19 protein-coding genes are annotated in these 21,848 nt (G+C 48.9%); 6 read left to right on the top strand and 13 right to left on the bottom strand.

The genetic code is table 11. The features are described 5' to 3' along the window. Positions 1-37: 37 nt before the first annotated feature. Positions 38-439 (bottom strand): metal-sensitive transcriptional regulator, encoded by a 402-nt coding sequence (locus M5J74_RS02480; protein WP_015152552.1) that lies wholly within the window; start codon positions 437-439, stop codon positions 38-40. A gap of 163 nt (positions 440-602) precedes the next feature. Here M5J74_RS02480 and M5J74_RS02475 point away from each other — a divergent pair, with 163 nt between their 5' ends. Next, positions 603-1,811, top strand: a complete 1,209-nt coding sequence (locus M5J74_RS02475) for an HhoA/HhoB/HtrA family serine endopeptidase (protein WP_106169693.1) — start codon at positions 603-605, stop codon at positions 1,809-1,811. Positions 1,812-1,891: 80 nt separating this feature from the next. On the opposite strand, the gene M5J74_RS02470 is transcribed toward M5J74_RS02475, so the two are convergent. The 6 genes from M5J74_RS02470 to rpsT all read right to left on the bottom strand — a co-directional run bounded on the left by M5J74_RS02470 (position 1,892) and on the right by rpsT (position 13,214). Next, positions 1,892-5,929 carry a DNA-directed RNA polymerase subunit beta' gene (locus M5J74_RS02470; RefSeq protein WP_250015218.1) on the bottom strand — a complete coding sequence of 1,346 codons (4,038 nt, stop codon included), beginning with the start codon at positions 5,927-5,929 and terminating at the stop codon, positions 1,892-1,894. A 181-nt stretch (positions 5,930-6,110) separates the two neighbouring features. Beyond that, a complete protein-coding gene (locus tag M5J74_RS02465) occupies positions 6,111-7,988 on the bottom strand; it encodes a DNA-directed RNA polymerase subunit gamma (protein ID WP_041462323.1) in 1,878 nt (625 codons plus the stop codon). Between the two features lie 104 nt (positions 7,989-8,092). Further along, positions 8,093-11,395, bottom strand: a complete 3,303-nt coding sequence (rpoB, locus tag M5J74_RS02460; RefSeq protein WP_015152548.1) for a DNA-directed RNA polymerase subunit beta — start codon at positions 11,393-11,395, stop codon at positions 8,093-8,095. 222 nt (positions 11,396-11,617) lie between these two features. Continuing rightward, a complete protein-coding gene (locus M5J74_RS32475) occupies positions 11,618-11,743 on the bottom strand; it encodes a hypothetical protein (RefSeq protein WP_255409909.1) in 126 nt (41 codons plus the stop codon). Between the two features lie 313 nt (positions 11,744-12,056). After that, positions 12,057-12,842 carry a TatD family hydrolase gene (locus tag M5J74_RS02455; RefSeq protein ID WP_106216906.1) on the bottom strand — a complete coding sequence of 262 codons (786 nt, stop codon included), beginning with the start codon at positions 12,840-12,842 and terminating at the stop codon, positions 12,057-12,059. A gap of 69 nt (positions 12,843-12,911) precedes the next feature. Beyond that, a complete protein-coding gene (rpsT, locus tag M5J74_RS02450; RefSeq protein WP_015152546.1) occupies positions 12,912-13,214 on the bottom strand; it encodes a 30S ribosomal protein S20 in 303 nt (100 codons plus the stop codon). Positions 13,215-13,410: 196 nt separating this feature from the next. Between rpsT and hisD the strand changes: the two genes are divergently transcribed. The 4 genes from hisD (at position 13,411) to M5J74_RS02430 (ending at position 17,458) form a co-directional block, all read left to right on the top strand. Then, positions 13,411-14,754 (top strand): histidinol dehydrogenase, encoded by a 1,344-nt coding sequence (hisD, locus tag M5J74_RS02445; protein ID WP_015152545.1) that lies wholly within the window; start codon positions 13,411-13,413, stop codon positions 14,752-14,754. Positions 14,755-14,863: 109 nt separating this feature from the next. Continuing rightward, the gene (locus M5J74_RS02440; protein ID WP_015152544.1) at positions 14,864-15,292 is read left to right on the top strand and encodes a universal stress protein; all 429 of its coding nucleotides are present in this window, start codon (positions 14,864-14,866) and stop codon (positions 15,290-15,292) included. Between the two features lie 46 nt (positions 15,293-15,338). Next, complete coding sequence (gene truB, locus M5J74_RS02435) at positions 15,339-16,241, top strand: tRNA pseudouridine(55) synthase TruB (protein ID WP_250015216.1); 903 nt, start codon at positions 15,339-15,341, stop codon at positions 16,239-16,241. Between the two features lie 173 nt (positions 16,242-16,414). Then, entirely contained in the window at positions 16,415-17,458 is a 1,044-nt protein-coding gene (locus M5J74_RS02430; RefSeq protein ID WP_015152542.1) for a cyclase family protein, read from the top strand. A 131-nt stretch (positions 17,459-17,589) separates the two neighbouring features. On the opposite strand, the gene psbV2 is transcribed toward M5J74_RS02430, so the two are convergent. From psbV2 to M5J74_RS02405, 5 genes are all read right to left on the bottom strand, one after another. Continuing rightward, positions 17,590-18,078, bottom strand: coding sequence for a photosystem II cytochrome PsbV2 (gene psbV2 / locus M5J74_RS02425; RefSeq protein WP_015152541.1), 489 nt, complete (start codon positions 18,076-18,078; stop codon positions 17,590-17,592). A 74-nt stretch (positions 18,079-18,152) separates the two neighbouring features. Next, positions 18,153-18,644, bottom strand: a complete 492-nt coding sequence (gene psbV / locus M5J74_RS02420; RefSeq protein WP_106171078.1) for a photosystem II cytochrome c-550 — start codon at positions 18,642-18,644, stop codon at positions 18,153-18,155. 66 nt (positions 18,645-18,710) lie between these two features. Continuing rightward, the gene (locus M5J74_RS02415) at positions 18,711-18,908 is read right to left on the bottom strand and encodes a hypothetical protein (protein WP_015152539.1); all 198 of its coding nucleotides are present in this window, start codon (positions 18,906-18,908) and stop codon (positions 18,711-18,713) included. Positions 18,909-19,376: 468 nt separating this feature from the next. Next, the gene (accD, locus tag M5J74_RS02410) at positions 19,377-20,327 is read right to left on the bottom strand and encodes an acetyl-CoA carboxylase, carboxyltransferase subunit beta (protein ID WP_015152538.1); all 951 of its coding nucleotides are present in this window, start codon (positions 20,325-20,327) and stop codon (positions 19,377-19,379) included. 156 nt (positions 20,328-20,483) lie between these two features. Beyond that, complete coding sequence (locus M5J74_RS02405) at positions 20,484-20,690, bottom strand: DUF2007 domain-containing protein (protein ID WP_041462322.1); 207 nt, start codon at positions 20,688-20,690, stop codon at positions 20,484-20,486. A gap of 6 nt (positions 20,691-20,696) precedes the next feature. On the opposite strand from M5J74_RS02405, the gene M5J74_RS02400 reads away from it, so the two are divergent. Next, a complete protein-coding gene (locus M5J74_RS02400; protein ID WP_250015214.1) occupies positions 20,697-20,990 on the top strand; it encodes a hypothetical protein in 294 nt (97 codons plus the stop codon). On the opposite strand, the gene M5J74_RS02395 is transcribed toward M5J74_RS02400, so the two are convergent. Next, on the bottom strand, positions 20,983-21,801 hold the full coding sequence (locus M5J74_RS02395; protein ID WP_106217218.1) for an A24 family peptidase: 819 nt from the start codon (positions 21,799-21,801) through the stop codon (positions 20,983-20,985). The two genes, M5J74_RS02400 and M5J74_RS02395, sit on opposite strands and share 8 nt — an antisense overlap. Positions 21,802-21,848: the final 47 nt, after the last annotated feature.

Genomic DNA, 21,848 nt, shown 5'->3' with positions numbered 1-21,848 from the left:
CTGTGATTCACTGGCACTTTGTTTTTGCAATGCTGGACTAATGCAAAAATCGATCCAGAGCTTTTTTCAATTCATCGATTTCGTCTTCCAAATTTCCTACTCGAGCAGCTCTAGCAATACATTCAGTCAGATGCTCGTCTAAAATCATGCGAGCAACGCGATCGAGCGCTCCGCGCACGGCTGCAATCTGCGTCAATACCTCGGGACAATCTCGGTTTTCTTGCACCATAGTTTTAATCCCGCGAATGTGTCCTTCAATGCGAGAAAGTCGATTGATTACGGCGCGTAGAGATTCTTCACTATGGACGTGAACGTGAGCGTGAGCCGACCCCTGCTCGTGAACGTGACTGTGGCTGAGGTCTAAGTCAGTAGATGGGGAGAGTTTTTCAGTCCTAGCAATTGACGAGGAGCTTTTTGTTAGTTTATCTGTGCCGTTCATGCGCGATCGCACCCGCTAATAGAGTTAGTTCAAATTCTAGCCTAGAGCAATTGAGTCAGTTTCCGCTATCTGCTGCAAGCTTTGCCAAAATATTAGATATAACTTGTCATTGGTCATGAGTCATTGGTAAGTCGTAAGTCGTAAGTCAGAAATTGTTGATTCTATGCAATTACGAAAAGTTATGCAGTATATCCGCCAACTCAGTACTTATGTGTTGGCGATTGTTATAGGTGTATTTCTAAGCGGTTGTCTGTGGGTACTACCATCACAAGCAGACCCAGTACCTCAAGCAACTATTTCCCAAGCTGCCACACCAGCAGCCCCAACTCAAAAAGCTGCCATCCAGCCCAACAGCTTTGTAACTGCGGCAGTTAATCGCGTCGGACAAGCGGTGGTACGCATCGATACAGAACGCACGATTACGCGCCGCCTACCCGATCCTTTTTCAGACGACCCATTTTTCCGGCGCTTTTTTGGCGAAAACTTTCCCCAACAATTGCCACCCGAACGTTTACAAGGATTGGGTTCTGGCTTCATTGTCGATTCTAGCGGCGAGATTTTAACCAATGCCCACGTTGTCGCTCAAGCCGATAAGGTAACGGTAACTTTAAAAGATGGGCGTGTTTTGGAAGGTCAGGTGCAAGGTGTAGATGAAGTTACCGATTTGGCAGCGATTAAAGTCAACGGCAAAAATTTGCCCGTAGCACCTTTGGGAGACTCTTCTAGCGTCCAGGTTGGAGATTGGGCGATCGCCGTGGGAAATCCCTTGGGATTAGATAACACCGTCACCCTTGGTATTGTCAGCACTCTTAAGCGTTCTAGCGCCCAAGTTGGCATTCCCGATAAACGGCTAGATTTCATTCAAACCGATGCGGCGATCAATCCTGGTAATTCTGGGGGTCCGCTATTGAACGATCGCGGTGAGGTCATCGGCATCAACACGGCGATTCGCGCTGACGGGATGGGGATCGGTTTTGCAATTCCAATTGACAAAGCCAAAGCGATTAAAGATCGGTTAATTCGAGGTGAGCAAGTCGCCCATCCATATATTGGGGTACAAATGGAAACCCTTACCCCCTCATTGGCAAGGCAAAATAACAGCGATCCTAATTCGGCAATTCAAATTCCCGAAGTGAATGGCGTATTGGTAGTACGAGTCTTACCCAACTCGCCTGCTGCTGCCGCTGGGTTGCGTCGGGGAGATGTCATCGTCCAAGTAGACGGGCAGACGATTACGAAAGCCGAACAGCTACAAAGTTTAGTCGAGGATACTCAAGTCGGGCAGGCGATCCAAGTCAAAGTCCGGCGGGGCGATCGAACTCAACAACTTTCCGTCCGCACGGGCGAGTTGCAAAGCGCTTCGCTCAAATAAGAGATTTTATTTATCGAGAGGCGAAATTTTGTCTCTTGACAGAAAACGAAAGGGTGGGCAATGCCCACCCTATTTTTTAGTTAGATATCGTCGTCGTCGAAGTCGTCATCGTCATCATCGTCATCATCCATGTCGCCAGCTGAAGAGTCGTCGATCATCAGATCGTCATCTTCATCCAGGATGGCAGCGTTGCGATCGAAACCGAAGCTATCTCCCATCCCGTCTAAGTTATAGGCACGAGCCGTGCGATCGTCGAGGACGACATCCATGGCATCGTCACCATCATCAAAGACGCTGGTTGACATGGTGTCGAAATCGTCAGTACTGGTCGTACTGACTTCTTCGTAGGTGTTAAAACCAGTTCCCGCTGGAATCAAGCGTCCGATGATTACGTTTTCTTTCAGACCCCGCAACCAATCAGATTTACCCTCGATCGCTGCTTCAGTCAGTACCCTAGTCGTTTCTTGGAACGAAGCTGCTGAAATGAAGCTATCCGTATTCAGCGATGCCTTGGTAATACCCAAGAGCATCGGCGTATACTGTGCTTTCGCCCCACCAGTGATGCTCATTGCTTCGTTGACCTGCTCGACTTGCCGCAGTTCGATCAACTCCCCTGGCAACATGGTCGTGTCGCCACCATCGTCGATCCGCACTTTGGAAGTCATCTGACGCACGATCACTTCGATGTGCTTGTCAGAAATATCAATGCCTTGAGACTGATAGACGGACTGAACTTCATTCACTAGAAATGTCTGAACTCGCTGTAAAGCTTCCAGCGCACTAGCATAGACACCCTCGGCAGCATTGCGATTGTAGAAAATCTCCAGAATTTCATGGGGGTTTGCTGGACCGTCGGTCAGTGGCGTACCTAACTCTATGTGCGCTCCATCAGAGACAATGGCATTTTGCCCAGGTCCAATTGGATACTCGGTAAGATTGCCAGAATCTTCAATCACCTTAATGGCAACAGTTTCATCCTCAATCCGATTGTATTCTACCGTACCGCCAGCACGGGCAAGGATACACGCTTCTTTTGGCTTGCGTGCTTCCAGTAGTTCCTCAATTCTGGGTAAACCCTGAATGATGTCTCCGGTTTTTGCCCGTTCAAAGACCAACAACACTAAGTTATCGCCCCGTTGAACCAGTTCGCCGTCTTCGACTTGCAATACCGCACCGTTACTGACGCGATAAGGGCGACCTGTGCGTACAACCACTTCATAAGCATTGCTAACCAACGCACCATCGCCTGGTTGTTCCTGCTCTTTTTTGTCTCCCGTTGCCTTCTTAATTTCCAGTACTTGCCCGGATTCAGCCACAACTGCTCCCGGAGCGATTTCCATACCTGCTACAACCAAGTCACCAATTTTGACTTGAGGACGTTCTTTGGTTGGAATGGATAGGCGATCGCTTTCTCGCAACACCAGAATGCGGCGAATGGCTTCCGCACCTTCGCGAATACCGCGAATTTCTCCGGCTTCTTTGCACTGAATTGCCGTCCGTGCCACCACTGCACCAGGTGGAATATTCTGCCCGTCTTCTACGAGTAATGTGGTTGAAGTACTGCCTTGGGTAGCATCGGCGGCTACGTCGCGGCGGATTGTTAGAGACTCCAAAATTACCAACTGCAAGCGCTGGAGTTCGGGATCTTCTGCATCGGGAATCAATTCGATATCTGCCACCATTGGCGAACTACCGTGTTCTCCGCTCGTGTCTTGCTCGATTTCCAAGACCAATTGCGTCCGCAGCAGTTCTACTCCTTCAATCGACTTCACCCGCTCGGAATCTTTAAAAGCAATACGCTGCATCGATCGCAACTCAATCCGGCGACCCGATTGGTTAACGGATTGCGTGCTGGGTACGGGTGGAACATCTGGTACGGCATATTCGATTGCGGGACGTAGCAGTAAGGCTGGACCTTCAGGCGATTCGACATACTCGATATAACGCAGTTCGGATAGGGTATGTCCTGGGACGATTTCTTCTCCAGGCTGACCTAAAGTTCCGTCTCTGCCGAGTGCTGCTTCTGGGTCGTCTAACATCAGCAATTCCCCTGGCTTCACCACCAGTTCGCGCAAAATGTCATTCTTCTGAGTCACGGTGACAACGCCGCTATTCTGGCAGAAGATATCCTTTACGACTTCCGTACCCGCTTCGACATACGTGCCGTCCTCGACGATTAGCAGGGAGATATCCTTATTGACTTCGTGGGATTCTTCAGGAATCCACAACAAAGTTCCACCCTTGACGACTTCGTAACCTTGCTTTGCCTTACCTTTTTTCCCGATTTCTACCCCAGCAAATTTGACAATTCCACCAGTAGCAGTGCGGTAGCGATCGTCAATTAGCTCTGCAACAACTTGACCGTTTTGCACTTTTGTGCCTGGGGTTGCTAAGAGCGAAAATTGTTGACCGTTATTTGTTTCGATCGTGTAATGCTCGCGACCTTGAAAGCTTTCCGATCGCACGGTAGCCGTATCGAGAACCACAGAGGCAGTAATGATTTCAATTTCTCGCTGCCGCGCCCCATCAGCAGCTTGGGGTAAGCGCACGACACCCCCATGCACGCTGGTCAGTTTCATCTGCGCCAAGACGCTATTCGCTTCGACGCGATCGCCGTTGTTGACGCTGGGTTCTGCACCTGGGGGCAAGTTGTAAACTTCTCCCGACAAGATCCAGATCAAGCCGCCTCTAGATGCAGTCGTCGTCGTGTTACCTTGACGGTCGGTCTTTTCCTCGGCGACGACATCCGCAAATTTGACTTCTCCTGCCAAGTCCGAAGCCACGTCTTTCGTAACTTTTTCCGTGTTAACTCTGGTGGTACGGTTGCCAACGGGGACTTCAGCGATTAGTTGTCCAACTGTTACTGTCTGACCGTCATTGACATACACGATCGAACCTTGGTTAACGGGAATATTCACTTTGCTGCCATTGGCAAGCTCCAAAGTCAGCGCCCCATTGTTTTCCGCCATCAGCGCGTCTTCCCCGTGGCGGGTTCTAAACGGACGATTGCGGAGATTGCGCGGCATCCGAATCGTACCGTCTTGTTCTGCCCGTGCTTGTCGCGCTACTTCTCCGGTAAATACGCCGCCCGTGTGGAAGGTACGCATGGTTAGCTGCGTGCCTGGTTCGCCAATACTTTGAGCGGCAATGATCCCCACCGCTTCACCCAAATCCACCATCTTGGCGTGTGCCAAGCTCCAGCCATAACAGTGCTGGCAGACCGACCGCGCTGCTTCGCAGGTGAGGGGCGATCGTACCATTACTTCTTCAACGCCTGCTTTGTCTACTGCCTGTGCCAATTCATCATGAATGGGCTGGTTTCTCTGCACCAAAACTTCTTTCGTTTTTGGGTGGATGACATCAACTGCCGCGACTCGCCCCAGCAAACGATTGCCGATCGGAATCAAAGTGCGATCGCCATCCATCATCGGGCGCACGGGAATGGCGCGGGTCGTACCGCAGTCAAATTCCCGTACGATCACGTCTTGGGATACGTCTACCAAGCGTCGTGTTAAGTAACCGGAGTCTGCCGTGCGCAGCGCCGTATCTACCAGACCCTTTCTCGCCCCGTAGGACGAGATAATGTATTCGGTAACGGTCAGCCCTTCGCGGAAATTCGTTTTAATTGGCAAGTCGATAATTTCCCCTTGAGGGTCTGCCATCAACCCGCGCATTCCGACCAACTGCCGCACCTGGGCGATCGAACCCCGCGCCCCAGAAATAGACATCATGTGTACCGAGTTCAGCGGATTCGTCCGCTCGAAGTGACTCATCACTTCATCTTTGAGGGCTTCGCTGGTACTGTTCCAAGTGTCGATCACTTTTTGGAAACGCTCGACCTCAGTGATTTCTCCCCGTTGGTAACGCGCTTCCGTGGCTCTAATTTCGGCTTCGGCAGCTTCCAAGAGCGATCGCTTAGAAGGCGGAACCATCAAATCGTCAACGCTAATTGAGATCCCTGCTTTCGTCGCGTAGCGAAATCCTAAATCTTTCAGCTTATCTGCCATAACTGCCGTGCGAGCAGTGCCGTAAGTCGTGAACGACCAAGCAATTAGATTTCTCAGCTGGCTTTTACCAACTACGCGGTTGCGAAAAATAAATTCCTTACCGTCTGCCATGTTTTTAGTGAGTAGTGAGTAGTGAGTAGTGCGTAGCGCGTGATGAGTGGGGAATCGTAGGGGCGGGTTTTTTGAAGATACCTGTTCTGGAATAAATCCTTCTGCGGTTGAACCCGCCCTTACAGGGGAAGTGAGTTAATTGCGAATTTTGAAATTTTCCTAGTCCCCAGCCCCCTAATCCCTAGCTGACAATCGAGTCTTGAATTGCTTTGTTGTAAATAATCCGACCAGGAGTTGTCAGGATGAACTGCGACAGCAAATTACCGCTACCATCCTCTCGGACTCGTCGTTCGCGAAAGTGTTTGGTCACGGTGCCGTCACCCTGCTTTTCTACTTTTAAAGGCTCGCTGTCTGGCTTCGCCGTCTCTACTTTGCCGTCGTAGCGTACCCAAACTTTGGCGTGTAGGTCTACTCGCTCTTGCTCGTAAGCTACGATCGCGTCATCGAGCGATGCAAAGTAACTGCCAGCGCCACGATTGTTGTTGGGATTTTCGGCAGTTAAGTAGTAACAGCCCAAAACCATATCTTGGCTGGGAGTAATAATCGGTCTGCCTGTTGCTGGAGACAGAATATTGTTAGAAGCTAGCATCAACAATCTTGCTTCTGACTGCGATTCCAGGGACAGAGGCACGTGAACCGCCATCTGGTCGCCATCAAAGTCAGCGTTGAACGCCGGACAGACCAAAGGATGGAGCTGAATGGCACGACCTTCTACCAAAATTGGCTCGAAAGATTGAATCCCCAAGCGGTGAAGCGTTGGAGCGCGGTTGAGCAGGACTGGGTGTCCTTCAATCACCTCTTCTAAAACGTCCCACACGCTGGGGTCATTGCGCTGAATCAGTTTTTTCGCAGCTTTAATATTGTTGACAATTCCACCGCGAATCAGACGATGGATCACAAACGGCTGGAATAGCTCGATTGCCATTTCCCGTGGCAAACCGCACTGGTGAATTTTAAGTTTGGGTCCGACGACGATTACCGAACGTCCCGAATAATCAACCCGTTTGCCGAGCAAGTTTTGGCGGAAGCGACCTTGTTTCCCTTCGATAATATCCGATAAGGATTTCAACGGACGATTGTTTGCGCCTACCACCGTGCGTCCCCGCCGACCGTTATCGATCAAAGCATCGACGGCTTCTTGCAGCATCCGTTTTTCGTTACGGACGATGATTTCAGGAGCCAAAATCTCTTGCAAGCGCGCCAAACGGTTGTTCCGGTTGATTACGCGACGATACAGATCGTTTAAGTCGGACGTAGCAAATCGTCCGCCGTCGAGCTGTACCATTGGGCGCAAGTCTGGGGGAATTACTGGAATATAACTCATTACCATCCACTCTGGTTTCGAGCCAGTGGCGATAAAGTTATCGATCACCCGCAGCCGTTTGATCAGTTTTGCCCGTTTCTGTCCTTTTGCCGTACCAATTTCTTGCCGCAGCGTTTCTGCTTCTGGTTCCAGTTTGATATCCGAGAGCAAATTCGCTAATGCCTCAGCTCCGATTCCTACTTCTATACCTTCTAGGGTAGAATCTTCGCTGTAAAGTTGGTCTTCAATCTCAATCCACTGGTCTTCGCTGAGCAATTGTTTGTACGTTAAAGTCTCGGCGTTGCCTGGTTTGAGGACGACATAAGCGTTAAAGTAAACAATTTGCTCGACATCCCGTAAGGGCATATCTAACAAAATCGAAATATAACTAGGAATACCCTTGAGATACCAAACGTGGGCAACTGGAGCCGCGAGTTTGATAAAACCCATCCGGTGGCGGCGGACGCGGGATTCCGTAACTTCCACACCGCAACGCTCGCAAACAATGCCCCGATGCCGGACGCGCTTATACTTGCCGCAGTGACACTCCCAATCTTTCGCCGGACCGAAGATTCGCTCGCAAAATAGCCCGTCCATTTCTGGCTTGAGCGTTCTATAGTTAATTGTTTCTGGCTTTGTCACCTCGCCCACCAACTGACCGTTAGGCAAGGTTCTTTCTCCCCAGACCCGAATCCGGTCAGGCGAGGCGATCGCAATTTTTACGTAGTCGAACTGATTTGATAATCCTGGTCTCATATTTGAGGGGTAAGGGGTAAGGAAGGAGTCAGGAGTGAGGAGTCAGGAGTGAGGGGAAGATAAGAATTATCCCTCGCTCCTCGCTCCTCGCCCCTTACTCCTAGTTAAATTTCTTCTTCTTCCAACGATTCGCGACTGAGAGATTCGTAGGTAGGACGGGAAGGAGTGCGGCGACCAGCCGGATCTGCCATCAGATCCACTTCGACATCAGAGGTACTGCCGTCAGTTTGAGTTTCTACCTTATGCACGGCAATATCTAGCCCCAAAGATTGCAACTCTCGCATCAATACCTTGAAAGATTCGGGCGTGCCAGGTCGAGGGATAGCCTTGCCTTTGACGATCGCGTTTAAGGCTTCGTTCCGTCCTTGCATGTCGTCGGATTTCACCGTTAGCAGCTCTTGCAGGGTATAGGCAGCGCCGAATGCTTCTAGCGCCCACACTTCCATTTCGCCAAATCGCTGACCGCCTTGCTGCGCCTTTCCACCCAAGGGTTGTTGCGTCACCAAGGAGTAAGGACCTGTTGAACGAGCGTGAATCTTGTCGTCTACCAAATGTACCAGTTTCAGCATGTAAGCCATCCCAATCGTGATCGGGCGATCGAATGGTTCTCCCGTTCTGCCGTCGAATACTTGGATTTTCCCCGGATTTTCTGGGTCGTACATCCAATCTTGAGCGGTGTCTTCTCTGGCTTGCGTCAATTTGCCGTGAACGATCGATCGCGATGCTTCTTCACCAAACATTTCATCGAATGGAGTTAGCTTAAACCGCAGACCCAAGTTAGCTCCCGCCCAACCTAAGAGGCACTCAAACACTTGTCCCACATTCATGCGGGAAGGTACGCCCAATGGGTTCAGCACGATGTCAACGGGTCTGCCGTCTGGCAAATATGGCATATCTTCTAAAGGCAAAATGCGAGAAATAATTCCCTTATTGCCGTGTCGTCCTGCCATTTTGTCGCCAACTTGGATCTTGCGCTTTTGAGCGACATACACGCGGACGACCATGTTAGCGCCAGGGGGTAGTTCGTCCCCCTGTTCGCGGGTAAACACGCGCACGTCTACTACACGACCTTTTTCGCCGTTGGGTACGCGCAGCGAGTTATCGCGTACATCCCGCGCTTTTTCACCGAAAATTGCCCGTAGCAGTTTTTCTTCTGGTGGTTGGTCAGATTCACCTTTGGGGGTAACTTTGCCAACTAAGATATCGCCCGATTCTACCCAAGCGCCAACGCGGATAATTCCTTGTTCGTCTAACTGTCTCAGGGCATCTTCCCCAACATTGGGAATTTCGCGGGTAATTTCTTCGGGTCCGAGTTTGGTCTGTCGTGCCTCAATTTCATACTTTTCAACGTGAATTGAGGTATACAGGTCTTCCTGTACCAACCGTTCCGAGATCAAAATTGCATCTTCGTAGTTGTAGCCTTCCCAAGGCATATAGGCAACTAGAATATTTTGTCCCAGAGCAATTTCACCGCCCTCAGTTGAGGAACCATCAGCAATTACCTGTCCGGCAGCAACGCGATCGCCTTTACGGACGAGCGGGCGCTGGTTGAGACAGGTATCCTGGTTGGAGCGCTGGTATTTGGACATTTGGTATTCAATTTCGCTCCCATTAGCAGCACGGACGCGAATGCGGGTGGCATCGATATAACTGACTTCACCATCAGTACGGCTGATGATTACCATCCCAGAGTCCCGCGCTGCTTGTGCTTCTAGCCCCGTCCCAACTAAGGGTCGCTCCGGTTTGAGTAAGGGGACCGCTTGCCGTTGCATGTTGGAACCCATCAGGGCGCGGTTAGCGTCGTCGTGTTCCAAGAACGGGATCAAGCTGGTGGCAACAGAGACGATTTGTACTGGTGTCACCTGCACGTAGTCCACTTGGTCGGGGGTGGTGGTGGTAAAGTCTTGGCGATAACGCACGGGGACTTGAGCGCCTAGCAAGTTACCGTGTTCGTCGATCGGCACGTCCCCAGGTGCGACGCGAAAATCGTCTTCCTCGTCGGCTGTCATGTAAATAGGAGCGCCATCGTACAAGACTCGCCCGTTTTTCACTTCGCGGTAAGGCGTTTCTAAAAAGCCGTATTGGTTAACTCTGGCGTGGGTTGCCAAAGAACCAATCAGACCCGCGTTGGGACCTTCTGGAGTCTCAATCGGGCAGATCCGCCCGTAGTGCGAGGGGTGAATATCTCGCACGGCGAAACCCGCCCGTTCTCGCGTCAATCCGCCAGGGCCGAGGGCTGAGAGGCGGCGCTTGTGAGTCAATTCTGCTAAGGGGTTGGTCTGATCCATAAACTGCGACAGTTGGCTGGAGCCAAAAAACTCCTTAATCGCAGCGACCAGGGGTTTGGGGTTGACCAATGAAGTCGGGCTGAGGTTATCTGTATCCGAGACGGTCATTCGTTCGCGGATAATCCGTTCTAAGCGGTTTAAGCCGACGCGGACTTGGTTTTGCAGCAACTCGCCGACGCTTCTAACTCGTCTGTTGCCCAAGTGATCGATATCGTCGGTGTTACCCATGTCGAACTCTAAGTTGATCAGGTAGTCGATCGCTGCCAAAATATCTGTTGGTGTCAGTACCCGCGTCGTATCGGGGATCGATAAGCGCAGCTTTTTATTCAGTTTGTACCGTCCGACGCGCCCTAAATCGTAGCGCTTGGGATCGAAAAAGCGCGAGTCGAGGAGCTGTTGACCGCCCAATACCGTTGGTGGTTCGCCAGGACGTAGCTTTTTGTACAATTCCATCAGGGCTTCTTCTTCAGAAAACTGCCCTTCTTTTTCGATCGTTTTTTGGAAATATTCTGGGTGACGCAGGGCATCAAAAATTTCATTATCTGTCAGGGCAAGTGCTTTCAACAAAATTTGCGCCGACAGTTTACGAGTTTTATCAATGCGTACCCAAACTAAATCGTTCCGGTCGGTTTCAAATTTCAGCCACGCGCCTCGGTTAGGAATCAAACTGGCGCTGTAGGTGCGACGACCGTTTTTGTCGAGTTCCGATTTGTAGTAGACTCCAGGCGATCGCACGATTTGATTGACGATTACCCGTTCTGCGCCGTTAATAATAAACGTACCGCGATCGGTCATTAGGGGCAGGTCGCCAATAAAAACCTCTTGTTCTTTAATCTCGCCTGTCTCTTTATTGATCAAGCGTGTCGGTACGTACATCTGTACGGCATATGTAGCATCGCGACGCTTGGCTTCGTCTACATCGTATTTAGGCTGTTTGAGTTTATAATTTTGACCTAGTAAGTGCAGTTCTAATTTGCCCGTGTAGTCGGTAATTGGTGAGAAGCTGTTGAGTTCTTCAATTAAGCCTTCTTCTAAAAACCACCGAAAACTAGCTTTTTGAATTTCGATCAAGTCGGGCAGCAAGTAGGAGGTAGATTCTTTAGATATCTCTGTAGTCATGCGTCTTGAAGCTCGCTAGTGAAAGTGTTTGGCGGATCGTCTCGAATTCGGAATTGTGAATTCGGAATTCGGAATTGTTATCTCACCCACGCTATTTCCTCGACTGGGTGTAATCCCAAGACTGGAATGGAGTTATAAATGTGGGGGAGGGATTGTCGATGCTATGCATCTGCTGGTTTTCCGTGAATGAATCTAGAGGCTTGTACCGTATACCATATAGTTCTAAATTCCGAATTCTTTTACGAGAGTCGTATTTCTAAACTGTTCTCGAGCCATCAAGCAGACAACAGCTAAACGATCGCCGTTGACGGAATTTCCCGTTGAGGCGATCGCGTAAGCAAAAATCAAAAGTGTTCTGAGTCAGGAAACCAAATACTTGACAGTTACAAGAAAACAGCAGTCTATTCTGGCTCATTAGATCGTAGGGACGGCAGATTCCGGTTGCTACAGCGAAAGAATAATTTCTCTTATTTTCTCACCTATGTTTTGTCAAGGGGTAAGAGCAAAAATTTACGTTGAGGCGGCGTAATGATGTATATTCCCAACTTTTGTGCGGTGGGCTAAAAAATTGTTTCATACATGCTCCTTAACCATTATGGCGTTTTTAATATACCTATGACAGCAGGTGTAGCGAATCCGAGCCGTTGTTCTCATCGCTAGTTCACGCCGACAAACCGAATAGTTGACAAGCATTAGCCGTTGTTTGAGCTGCAATCTCTTCTAGTTCAACCCCGCGCAGGTGAGCCAGAAACTCAGCGACATGCCAGACGAAAGCCGGTTCGTTGCGTCGCTCTTTTCGCTTGGGAACTGGAGCCAAAAACGGACAATCAGTTTCAATCAACAGGCGATCGCTGCTTACCATCTGTGCTGCTGTTTGAACGGTACGAGCATTCTTAAACGTGACAATGCCGCTGAAACTTATATAAAACCCCAAATCTAGAAACCAGGCAGTTTCCTCTGGAGTTCCGCTCCAGCAATGCATGACCCCGCGAATTTTCTCGCCGTGACGCTGCTTCATCAACTGTAATATCTCTCTAACTTGTGCGGCTGCTTCCCGACAATGGATAATAACAGGTAAGTTGAGGGTAGCTGCGATCTCCAATTGCGCTTCAAATACTTCTCGCTGTTGCTCTTGGTTTTCTGCTTTATAGAAATCCAGTCCCATCTCGCCGATTGCCACGACTCGATCGTTACTACACGCCAAGGACAAAATTTCTGTTGACATACTCTCCGTCCATTTGTGGGCATCTAGTGGATGTAACCCCACGGCAAAGCTGACTTCAGGAAATTGCTGCGCGATCGCCCTGATGCTGGCAAATTCTGCTGGTTCGACACAGGAATGAACCAAGTGTACGACTCCTGCTGCTTGCCATCGCGATCGCACGGCTGCCAAATCCGGTTCAAACACGTCGAAGTTGAGATGTACGTGAGAGTCGATCAATTGCATAACTAGGGAGTAGGGATTCGGGTCGTAGGGAGTAGCAAGTACTTAAAACCAGCCACTAGCCACTAGCCACTAACCACTAGTTTTAGCCATTTCGTACTGCTTGAGTTGCTTAGCCAGACGGGATTTTTTCCTAGCTCCATTATTACGATGGAGTACGCCCCGCTTTACGGCTCGGTCGATTTTGCTGTATGCTGCCGACATCCGTTGTTGGACTTCTTGCTTCAGCTCTGGAGTAGGATTGGCGGCGTAAGCTTCCAGAGTACTGAAATACTTTTTCATCAGCGTTTTGACTGCTGAGCTATATGCTTTATTCCGCAGCCGATTACGCTCGGCAATTTGAACGCGCTTGATAGCAGACTTTGTATTAGCCACAGTTAAGTTAGGGAACGTAAATTAGACAAAATCCTAGATGTACTAATATAGCACCTAGATTGACAAGATTGCGATTCTACTAAAAATCCAGGTTAAGCTAGAGAAGCAAGAACAAATAAACCATAATCGCCGTCAGGCGGATATAGTATAGTTTTGTTCCCCAGCAGGCAATTCCTAGATTAGCATCCCGAACTCCATGCTGCGAATCATCACTCAGCAGGCTGAGGTAAGAGCCGAACTCCAGCGGATCTGCGATCGCACCCACGACGAACAAGTGGCTCATAAGGAAGCGACGGTTCGGGAGGTGCTTCAGACCGTGAAGCGCCAAGGAGACCGCGCCTTAATTCACTACACTGAAGAATTTGACCAACAAACGCTGAAACCAGAAGACCTGCGCGTGAGCGGCTCGGAACTGGATGCGGCTTACCAACAGGTGTCTCAAGAATTACTCAGCGCTATCCAGCTCGCCTGTCGGCGGATCGAGGCATTTCACCGCCAGCGCGTCCCTAAATCTTGGGTACATTTCGACGAGGACGGGGTGGTATTAGGTAAGCGATACACCCCAGTGGATAGCGCGGGGCTGTATGTCCCTGGAGGGCGAGCTGCCTACCCCAGTACGGTGTTGATGAACGCAATTCCAGCAAAAGTGGCTGGGGTGAAGCGCTGTGTCATCGTCACTCCGCCAGGGATGGGAAAAACCATGAATCCGGCGGTGCTAGTGGCGGCTCAGGAAGCAGGAATTGAAGAAATTTATCGCGTCGGGGGAGCGCAGGCGATCGCGGCTTTGGCATACGGTACGGAAACACTGCCGAAAGTCGATGTGATTACGGGACCTGGTAATATTTACGTGACGCTAGCGAAAAAACTCGTCTACGGTACGGTGGGAATCGATTCTTTAGCCGGACCTTCGGAAGTCCTAATTATTGCCGACGAACAGGCTAACCCCGTCCACGTTGCTGCCGACTTGTTAGCCCAGGCAGAACACGACCCAATGGCAGCGGCAATATTGTTAACGACAGATGCGAGTTTGGCTAAGCAAGTTCAAACAGAAGTCGAGCGCCAGTTAGTCAATCACCCGCGCCGGACGCTGACGGAAAAAGCGATCGCCCACTATGGTTCGATCGCAGTCGTGGACTCGCTCAATACTGCGGCTCAACTATCGAACGAGTTTGCCCCCGAACACCTAGAATTAGAAGTAGCCGATCCTTGGGCGCTGTTAGAGCAGATCCGCCATGCAGGAGCGATTTTCTTGGGTAATTCTACCCCAGAAGCTGTAGGAGACTACTTAGCCGGTCCCAACCACACGTTACCTACTTCTGGTGCTGCTCGTTATGCTTCCGCTTTGGGGGTAGAAACTTTCCTCAAACACTCTAGTGTGATTCAGTACACGCCGGAAGCACTCCAAAAAGTTGCAGGGGCAATTGATACCCTCGCAACAACCGAAGGACTGCCTTCTCACGCTGATTCTGTGCGGTTGCGAATGCAAGATTTGCAGGCGGGAGATTGGCAAATCGGAACTGGTGAAAAGGATGGACAGTGACCAGCGAACAGTGACCAGTAAACAGTCACCAGTGACCGCGCACCACGATTTACTGCAAACTGAGAATTGATACCTGATAACTGGTAACTGTAGTATGGGAGGTTTGGCGGTGCTAAAGACGATTTTAGTGGCTCTTGACGGTTCGGAAATTCAGGAACGAGTGATTCAGAGTTTGGAAGAACTGCAACTCCAGCAGACGACAAAGGTGGTTCTCGCGCATGTTGTCCCTGCGGTCGAGTTAAGTCAAGAAGTTGTCAGCGATCGCCCCCAAGCCGTAGCGGAAGGACTACCCTATTTACAAATAGAAAAGCAACTGCAATCTTACCAAGCAAAAATACCAGGAGAAAGCATCATCGAGATCGTTACGGGCGATCCTGCTGAAGAAATTATTCGGTTAGCAAACATTTATCAAGCTGACCTAATTGCGATCGGCAGTCGCGGCTTGACTGGAGTAAAACGAATCATTCAAGGTTCTGTTAGCAGTCAAGTAGTGGAAAATGCTCCTTGTTCTGTATTAGTAGTCAAACCTGCTAGGTAAGAGCAGTCGTAAGTCATAAGTCACTAAAGTAACTGACAACTAATTCGTGCAAGGATTTATTAATTTAAACAAACCGCTAGATTGGACTTCCCATGACTGCGTGGCGCGGGTCAGGCGATTGTTGCATACGTCGCGGGTAGGGCATGGGGGTACGCTAGACCCTGCGGCTAGTGGCGTTTTGCCAATTGCGATCGGCAAAGCTACGCGGTTATTACAGTTTTTGCCTCAAGACAAAGCTTACCGAGCTACGATTCAACTTGGCATCACAACCACAACTGACGATTTAGAAGGAGAGATCCTGACTTCCCAGCCAGCAACAGATCTAAGCCTAGAGCAGATTGTTCCAAAACTCAAACAATTTCAAGGCAAGATCGTTCAAATACCACCCAAATATAGCGCCATCCAGGTAGGGGGAAAGCGGTTGTATGACTTGGCACGAGCAGGAGAGGAAGTAGACGTGCCAGAGCGCACGGTAGAGGTATATAAGATTGAAATTTTAAACTGGCAAGCGGGAGATTTTCCGAAATTGGAAGTGGCGATCGCTTGTGGTGCGGGAACGTATATTCGGGCGATCGCGCGGGACTTAGGTGCGGCGTTAGGTACTGGTGGAACGCTAGCAGCATTAACTCGTACTCGTAGTAGCGGTTTTGAAATTGCTGCAAGTCTCAGTTTAGATGAATTAGCCACACAGCTAGAGCGAGGCACATTCGAGCCTATTCCTCCTGCTAAAGCTTTACAACATCTTCCTAGCGTTAATTTATCAGAGCCAGTTGCGCGTAAGTGGTGTTTGGGTCAAAAAATTCCCTACCCAGAAGTTCCCGTTACTATGACAAACGATACTTGTTTACGAGTTGAAAATGAGGGCGATCGCTTTTTGGGTATCGGGCGTTTAGTTCAAACGGATGATGTATGTTTGTTAGCTCCTCAAATAGTTTTTGTTCCCTCATAGTCGGCGATCGATTATCAGTTATCAGTTATCAGTCTACCCTGGGCTTAAACTTTAGATATCTCTATGAGGAGATTGAGAACTACTTTTAGAAACGCGGTATTTTTTCAAGATATATGGAATAATCTAGCTACTCTAATACAGAGTTACTGCGTTATCTAAATCAGCTAATTTTTATGAAGCGATATCTGTTTTTGATTGGGATATTGATTCTTTCTGCTGGCGTAATTCTGACTCACTCGTTCGTGGTAGCCGCTACAACTCAGCCACAACGAGTCAGTTCTGTGACAAGCGATCGCATTGCCCTTGATGAAGGGGTAAACAATGAAAACAACTTTTTTGCCTCTCTGCCTGTTTTGACAAAACAAGAGAGTCGGGCGAAAAATCGTCGAAAAGCTTTCGATAGACTGATTGAATCGGTGAGTGCAGCTAGAATAATTGAACTGAATTTCACTTGGGATACTAATTCGCCGTTGTTTCCGACAAATACCCCTTACTCAATTAGTCTATTAGCGAGACACACTCAGACTTTTGGTACGGTTTCGGGTGGGATTGGCTTTGCCACAGATAAGATGGATTTTAGCGGACAACATGGCGCACCCACTATCGATGCGATCGGTCATATTTCAAATAATCTCAAGCTATTTGGGGACATAGATGCTGCAACTAGCGAAAGCGATCTGGGACTGACAAAGCTAGGAGTCGAAGCCTACCCGAAAGAGCAGTTTGTCAACCGAGCAGTTTTACTGGATGTTGCCCGTTTCAAAGGAGTGGAGACACTTGCAGCGGGACAGGAGATTACTGTCGCAGACCTAGAAGCAACGGCGCGAGCGGAAGGAGTTGAAATTCAATCGGGTGACTCAGTATTAATTAGGACTGGCTATGGGAAGTTTTTCAACACCGAACCGACAAAGTTTTCAGAACCTCTTCCAGGTCCAGGCGAAGCAGCGGCTCGTTGGCTGGCGAAGAAGAAAGTTTTTCTGGTAGGGGACGATCAGTTAGTCTTTGAGGTGCTTCCCGCCACAGGAACGGTCTTTCCAGTGCATCGCACGCTAATTGCAGATAACGGAATCTACATTGTAGAAAATTTAAATCTAGAAGAGTTATCACAAGCATTGGCTCAAGAGGGCGTTTACGAGTTTCCTTTAGTCCTGAATCCACCTAGAATCAGAGGTGCGACAGGAGCTGCAGTTAATTCGTTTGCAATACTACCGCGTTAAGCAGTTCATATTGACAATCTGCTGATTCCAACAATAAGGGGCATTGCACCGCTACTGTAAAGCGGACACAACACCCCTTATACTGCCTATGTTAAATTTTTCCTGTCTTCTGTCTCCTGACTTCTACAAAATTAGAAGGTTTCTGTACCCCAGCCAGGAGCTTTTTTGGCTGCTGTCAAAATAAAAGCTGCTAGATTTTCCACTTGTGCTTGTGTCAACCAGCTTTCAGGGACTTCGCGACACCAGTAAGTTTCCTCGCTGCCGTCGTAAGTCATTGGTTTACGCATATAAGCAACTAAACCGTTAATATTGTCCCGCGATGGCATGGCTCCTTTCAGCTTTTCCAAAGAGAGTGAAACTTCTGGAAAAGATATGGTGCTACCACCAACGTGACAAGTCTGGCAGCTTTGTGAAAAAGACTGCTTCCCTTGGGATATTTCTTCTGGTGAAAACGAACGAGTCTCGCGATCGCTCACTTCCAAATCGATTGGCTCAGTGACATGTAAATACCGAGCCACGTAGGAGTCAATCGCAGCTTGAGCAGGAGTACTTGGCAGCAGTAGCACTCCCAGGCAAACTATGAGAGAAAAAAACAGACAGCCAAACAAACGATAGGTCATTGGTTCATGGTCAATGGTTAACAGTCATGAGTCACCAGTTTATGGCAAACAACACGCGACAAATGACAAACAACTTAATAATAGATTTTGCCGCCTCCCCACTTGTCACCCAAAATCTTTGGTTGAAGCAGAACATGTCCGGCGATCGCTGTTAAGTCCTCATCCCGTAAATTTCTCATCGCTGGGTAAATATCCGCACTCTTGATACTGGGATGGATTTCGGCGATTTCCTCCTCTCCGTCATAGGTAGTAGGATTTTTCATATAATCTACCAACCCTTCAATGTTGTTGCGGGATGGAGAAGCTCCGGCTAGACTTTCCGGGTCTAGCCCGACGTTTTGGTTAGTCTTGGTTACACCACCAACGTGACACTGAGCGCAGGCGTAGTTAAATAGGCGTTTGCCTTCCTGCACCTGTTTGAGGCTCAGTACCGTAGTGTCACCCTTGTCATTCAGTGGCACTGTACGGATAGCTTCGCTCATCTCAACTGCGGCGGCGCTGCCAACAACTAGCCCAAATGCTAACATCACAGTCGCCATTACTAGCCCGATTAATCTTTTGAACATGGTTCTCCTAAAATTTGGACGCTCAACACAGCACTTGTTCCGGTTTGCTCAATCTCTAGTTCGATTTCACTGACGATCGCTAGCTTCAGAGCTTTGCCTTTGAGACAAAATTTGACTGATAACTGCCTTAGCATCTTCCAAAGCTAGACGGGTCTGAGGATTTTTATAAGCTATTCCCAAGCGATCGCACAAAACCATGACCTCCACTGCGGGAAGGTTATAGTCCGCTGCGATTTCTGCAATGGACAAATCGGCAAAACCCATAATGAACGATTGTTTAGAAACAATTAGAGATTGAGACAGACGCTCTAATTATGTATGAATACCATGTCACTGCACAATTTGTTTCCTAAACCTGGAAGAAGAAGGGACTGAGAACTAGAGGCTAGGGGCTAGGGAAAGACGGATTTATGAATTTTATATGAAGAATTGTAAATTTACTGTTAAAAGTTTCCACTAGCAAACTCTGTGGCTAGACGAGACAGAAAACTTTGCTTCTGCCGTTATGCAGAACAGCAAAAACAAATAGCCCTTGAATCACAGCATCTAATATTAGTAGAATTGCGCAGCTTTAATACACAGAAAACCCTTCGCAACCGCTTGCCAAGGTTTTTGACTTCTGTACGGGCGGATTTAGCCATAGAATTATTTGTTCTTTCGTAGATATCTTGAAAAAACCCGCCCCTACGACTTCTGACTTCGCGTGCTAGTCCTTAACCTCTAGACGCTAATTTAGCTAGAAATACTCGAACTAAGAGCTATGCCTTCTAGATGTACCAGATTTGGAGCAGTAGTAAGTGGTTGATGTAGGGCGATCGACTGAGCCAAAGTTTTCTTAAGTTGGGTACGAGGAACGATCGCATCGACGAAACCGTGTTCTAGTACGTCTTCAGCCGTTTGGAAATTATCTGGGAGTTTTTGACGCAGGGTTTGCTCGATCACCCGTCGTCCGGCAAAACCGATTGTTGCTTTTGGTTCTGCCAAGATGATGTCGCCTAACATGGCAAAACTCGCAGTCACGCCGCCAGTCGTTGGATTGGTTAATACTGGAATATATAGCAATTGGGCAGCGCGATGACGTTCTAAGGCGGCGGAAATTTTTGCCATCTGCATCAAGCTGAGCATTGCCTCTTGCATTCTCGCACCACCAGAGGCACAGACAATTACTACAGGATATCGCTTCTGGGTTGCTTGTTCAATTAAACGGGTGAGTTTTTCACCTACCACCGAACCCATACTACCGCCGAGAAAGCGAAAATCCATCACGCCAAGGGCTGCTGGTAAACCGTCAATTTTACCGAAACCTGTTTGCACGGCATCATTTAAACCAGTTTTTTCTTGGTATTCCCGTAAGCGATCGCTATAGGCTTTGCGATCGCGAAATTGTAGTGGATCGGCGGGACGCAAATTCTCATCAATTGGCTTCCAGGTGTTGGCATCGATCAACTGGCGGATACGTTCGTTGCTATCTACCCGCATATGATGCCCACATTCCAAACAAACCATTTGATTTGCCATCAAATCCTTGTTGTAAGCCAGAACCCCGCATTCAGGGCATTTATTCCACAATCCATCAGCAATGTCACGCTCGTGCCGTTCTTGACTAATAGAACCAGATTTGCGGCGATTGGCAAACCAGTCAAGTAAAGACATTAAACCGCGAGATTCGTCGTTAGTAGCCATGTTTATCTCGATCTTCTACCAGTTATGAAATTTGTAAACAGCGTTTATGCCCTACACTTCTAGTTTCTGTAACTTCGATACCTTATTTTGGTTACTTTAGTTACTCTCGTGTTATTAAACTTAAACTTAGATATTCTGACATTTTTTAGTGCTACTTTACTCCTCTTCAATTGGACTCAATAGCAGTAAGGCAGTCCACCGATCCTTTGCATAGACTTGCAAAGCGGCAGGACTGCCTGCACCAAAATAGCTTGTACTACCCAAATCTAATATCCGTGTTGGAATGCCATGCGCCTCTAAGAGCTGTTGCATCAGTTCTGCTTCCCAGCGCCAACTCGTCGTCCTTAGCGTCATCCAGTTCACAAGATCATGTTACCAGAATCAGGGGCTAGGGGTGAGGGGGACAAGGGGGAACTCGCTCTTCCCCACGACCGAAGGGAGTGGGGATTAGGGGGCGAAGGGGCACAAGGGGGACAAGGGAGAGAAGAGAGCAAAAATACTACTTACTACACCCTACACCCCACACCCCACAACGCCAGTTGCTTCAACGGGGGAACCCCCGCACCGCACTGGCTCCCCTACACCCCATTCATCACGCACCACCTTCTTTCCTTCGCTCCTCACTCCTCACCCCTATACAGTCACCCCTACATACCTACATAGTAGGAAACATCAACCGGAAGTAAGTCGAAAGAATGGCTTCACCAGCAAACACGGTGATGACTGCGCCGAGGGCGAGAAAGGGACCGAAAGGCATTGGTTGGCGGCGATGGAGTATCCCAAGGGCGATCGCGCCTCCGCCGACAAATGCACCCAAAGCACAAGCCAGAAAACCCGATAAGAGTAAGTATTTCCAGCCCAACCAAGCACCCATCATGGCGGCTAATTTCGCATCCCCTCCACCCATTGCGGTTTGTCCGAGACAGATGGAACTCACGATGATAATGGCATCAAACAACCAAATTCCCAATACAGCTCCAATCGCACCAGCCATGAGTTGATGAATTGCTCCTGCCCAAGTGCCTTGAACTAAATAACCCATAGCTAGTTGAAATATCAAACCCAGAACTAATCCCGATTGTGTTAGGGGGTTGGGCAATGTCATCGTATCTAGATCGATCAGCGATAGTGCCAGCAACCAACTGGCAAAAGCCCAATAACCGAGGGTTTGAGCTGAAATATCAAACGTCCAAAAAATTGATAGAAATAGCAGTCCCGTGACTGCTTCAATAAGTGGATAGCGAATGGAAATTGGATTTCTACAGTACTTACAGCGCCCTTGCAGTAACAGCCACCCTAGCACTGGTAAATTTTCTTTTCCTAGCCGATGCAAGCAATGAGGGCAGCGAGAAGGCGGATAGAGAACGGATAACCCTGCTGGTACGCGATAAACTACAACATTGATGAAGCTACCAATAGACGCTCCAAGAGCAAAAACTATAACTGCAACTGGTATGGCAAGGAGAGTATCCATTTATGAGGGGTAAGGAATCAAGGGTAAGGGGTAAGAGTGCAGTAAGT

It is taken from the genome of Chroococcidiopsis sp. CCNUC1, assembly GCF_023546805.1.
Lineage (GTDB): Bacteria > Cyanobacteriota > Cyanobacteriia > Cyanobacteriales > Chroococcidiopsidaceae > Chroococcidiopsis > Chroococcidiopsis thermalis.
This window is presented reverse-complemented; position numbering and strand designations above follow the sequence as displayed.

Coding starts and splice junctions, on each gene's coding strand:
- psbV (WP_106171078.1), bottom strand. CDS start 18,644: ATGTTCAAAAGATTAATCGGGCTAGTAATGGCGACTGTGATGTTAGCA.
- psbV2 (WP_015152541.1), bottom strand. CDS start 18,078: ATGACCTATCGTTTGTTTGGCTGTCTGTTTTTTTCTCTCATAGTTTGC.
- M5J74_RS02400 (WP_250015214.1), top strand. CDS start 20,697: ATGTTACCAGAATCAGGGGCTAGGGGTGAGGGGGACAAGGGGGAACTC.
- rpoB (WP_015152548.1), bottom strand. CDS start 11,395: ATGACTACAGAGATATCTAAAGAATCTACCTCCTACTTGCTGCCCGAC.
- M5J74_RS02480 (WP_015152552.1), bottom strand. CDS start 439: ATGAACGGCACAGATAAACTAACAAAAAGCTCCTCGTCAATTGCTAGG.
- M5J74_RS02395 (WP_106217218.1), bottom strand. CDS start 21,801: ATGGATACTCTCCTTGCCATACCAGTTGCAGTTATAGTTTTTGCTCTT.
- M5J74_RS02470 (WP_250015218.1), bottom strand. CDS start 5,929: ATGGCAGACGGTAAGGAATTTATTTTTCGCAACCGCGTAGTTGGTAAA.
- hisD (WP_015152545.1), top strand. CDS start 13,411: ATGCTGCGAATCATCACTCAGCAGGCTGAGGTAAGAGCCGAACTCCAG.
- M5J74_RS02415 (WP_015152539.1), bottom strand. CDS start 18,908: ATGGGTTTTGCCGATTTGTCCATTGCAGAAATCGCAGCGGACTATAAC.
- M5J74_RS02430 (WP_015152542.1), top strand. CDS start 16,415: ATGAAGCGATATCTGTTTTTGATTGGGATATTGATTCTTTCTGCTGGC.
- M5J74_RS02475 (WP_106169693.1), top strand. CDS start 603: ATGCAATTACGAAAAGTTATGCAGTATATCCGCCAACTCAGTACTTAT.
- accD (WP_015152538.1), bottom strand. CDS start 20,327: ATGGCTACTAACGACGAATCTCGCGGTTTAATGTCTTTACTTGACTGG.
- M5J74_RS02465 (WP_041462323.1), bottom strand. CDS start 7,988: ATGAGACCAGGATTATCAAATCAGTTCGACTACGTAAAAATTGCGATC.
- M5J74_RS02455 (WP_106216906.1), bottom strand. CDS start 12,842: ATGCAATTGATCGACTCTCACGTACATCTCAACTTCGACGTGTTTGAA.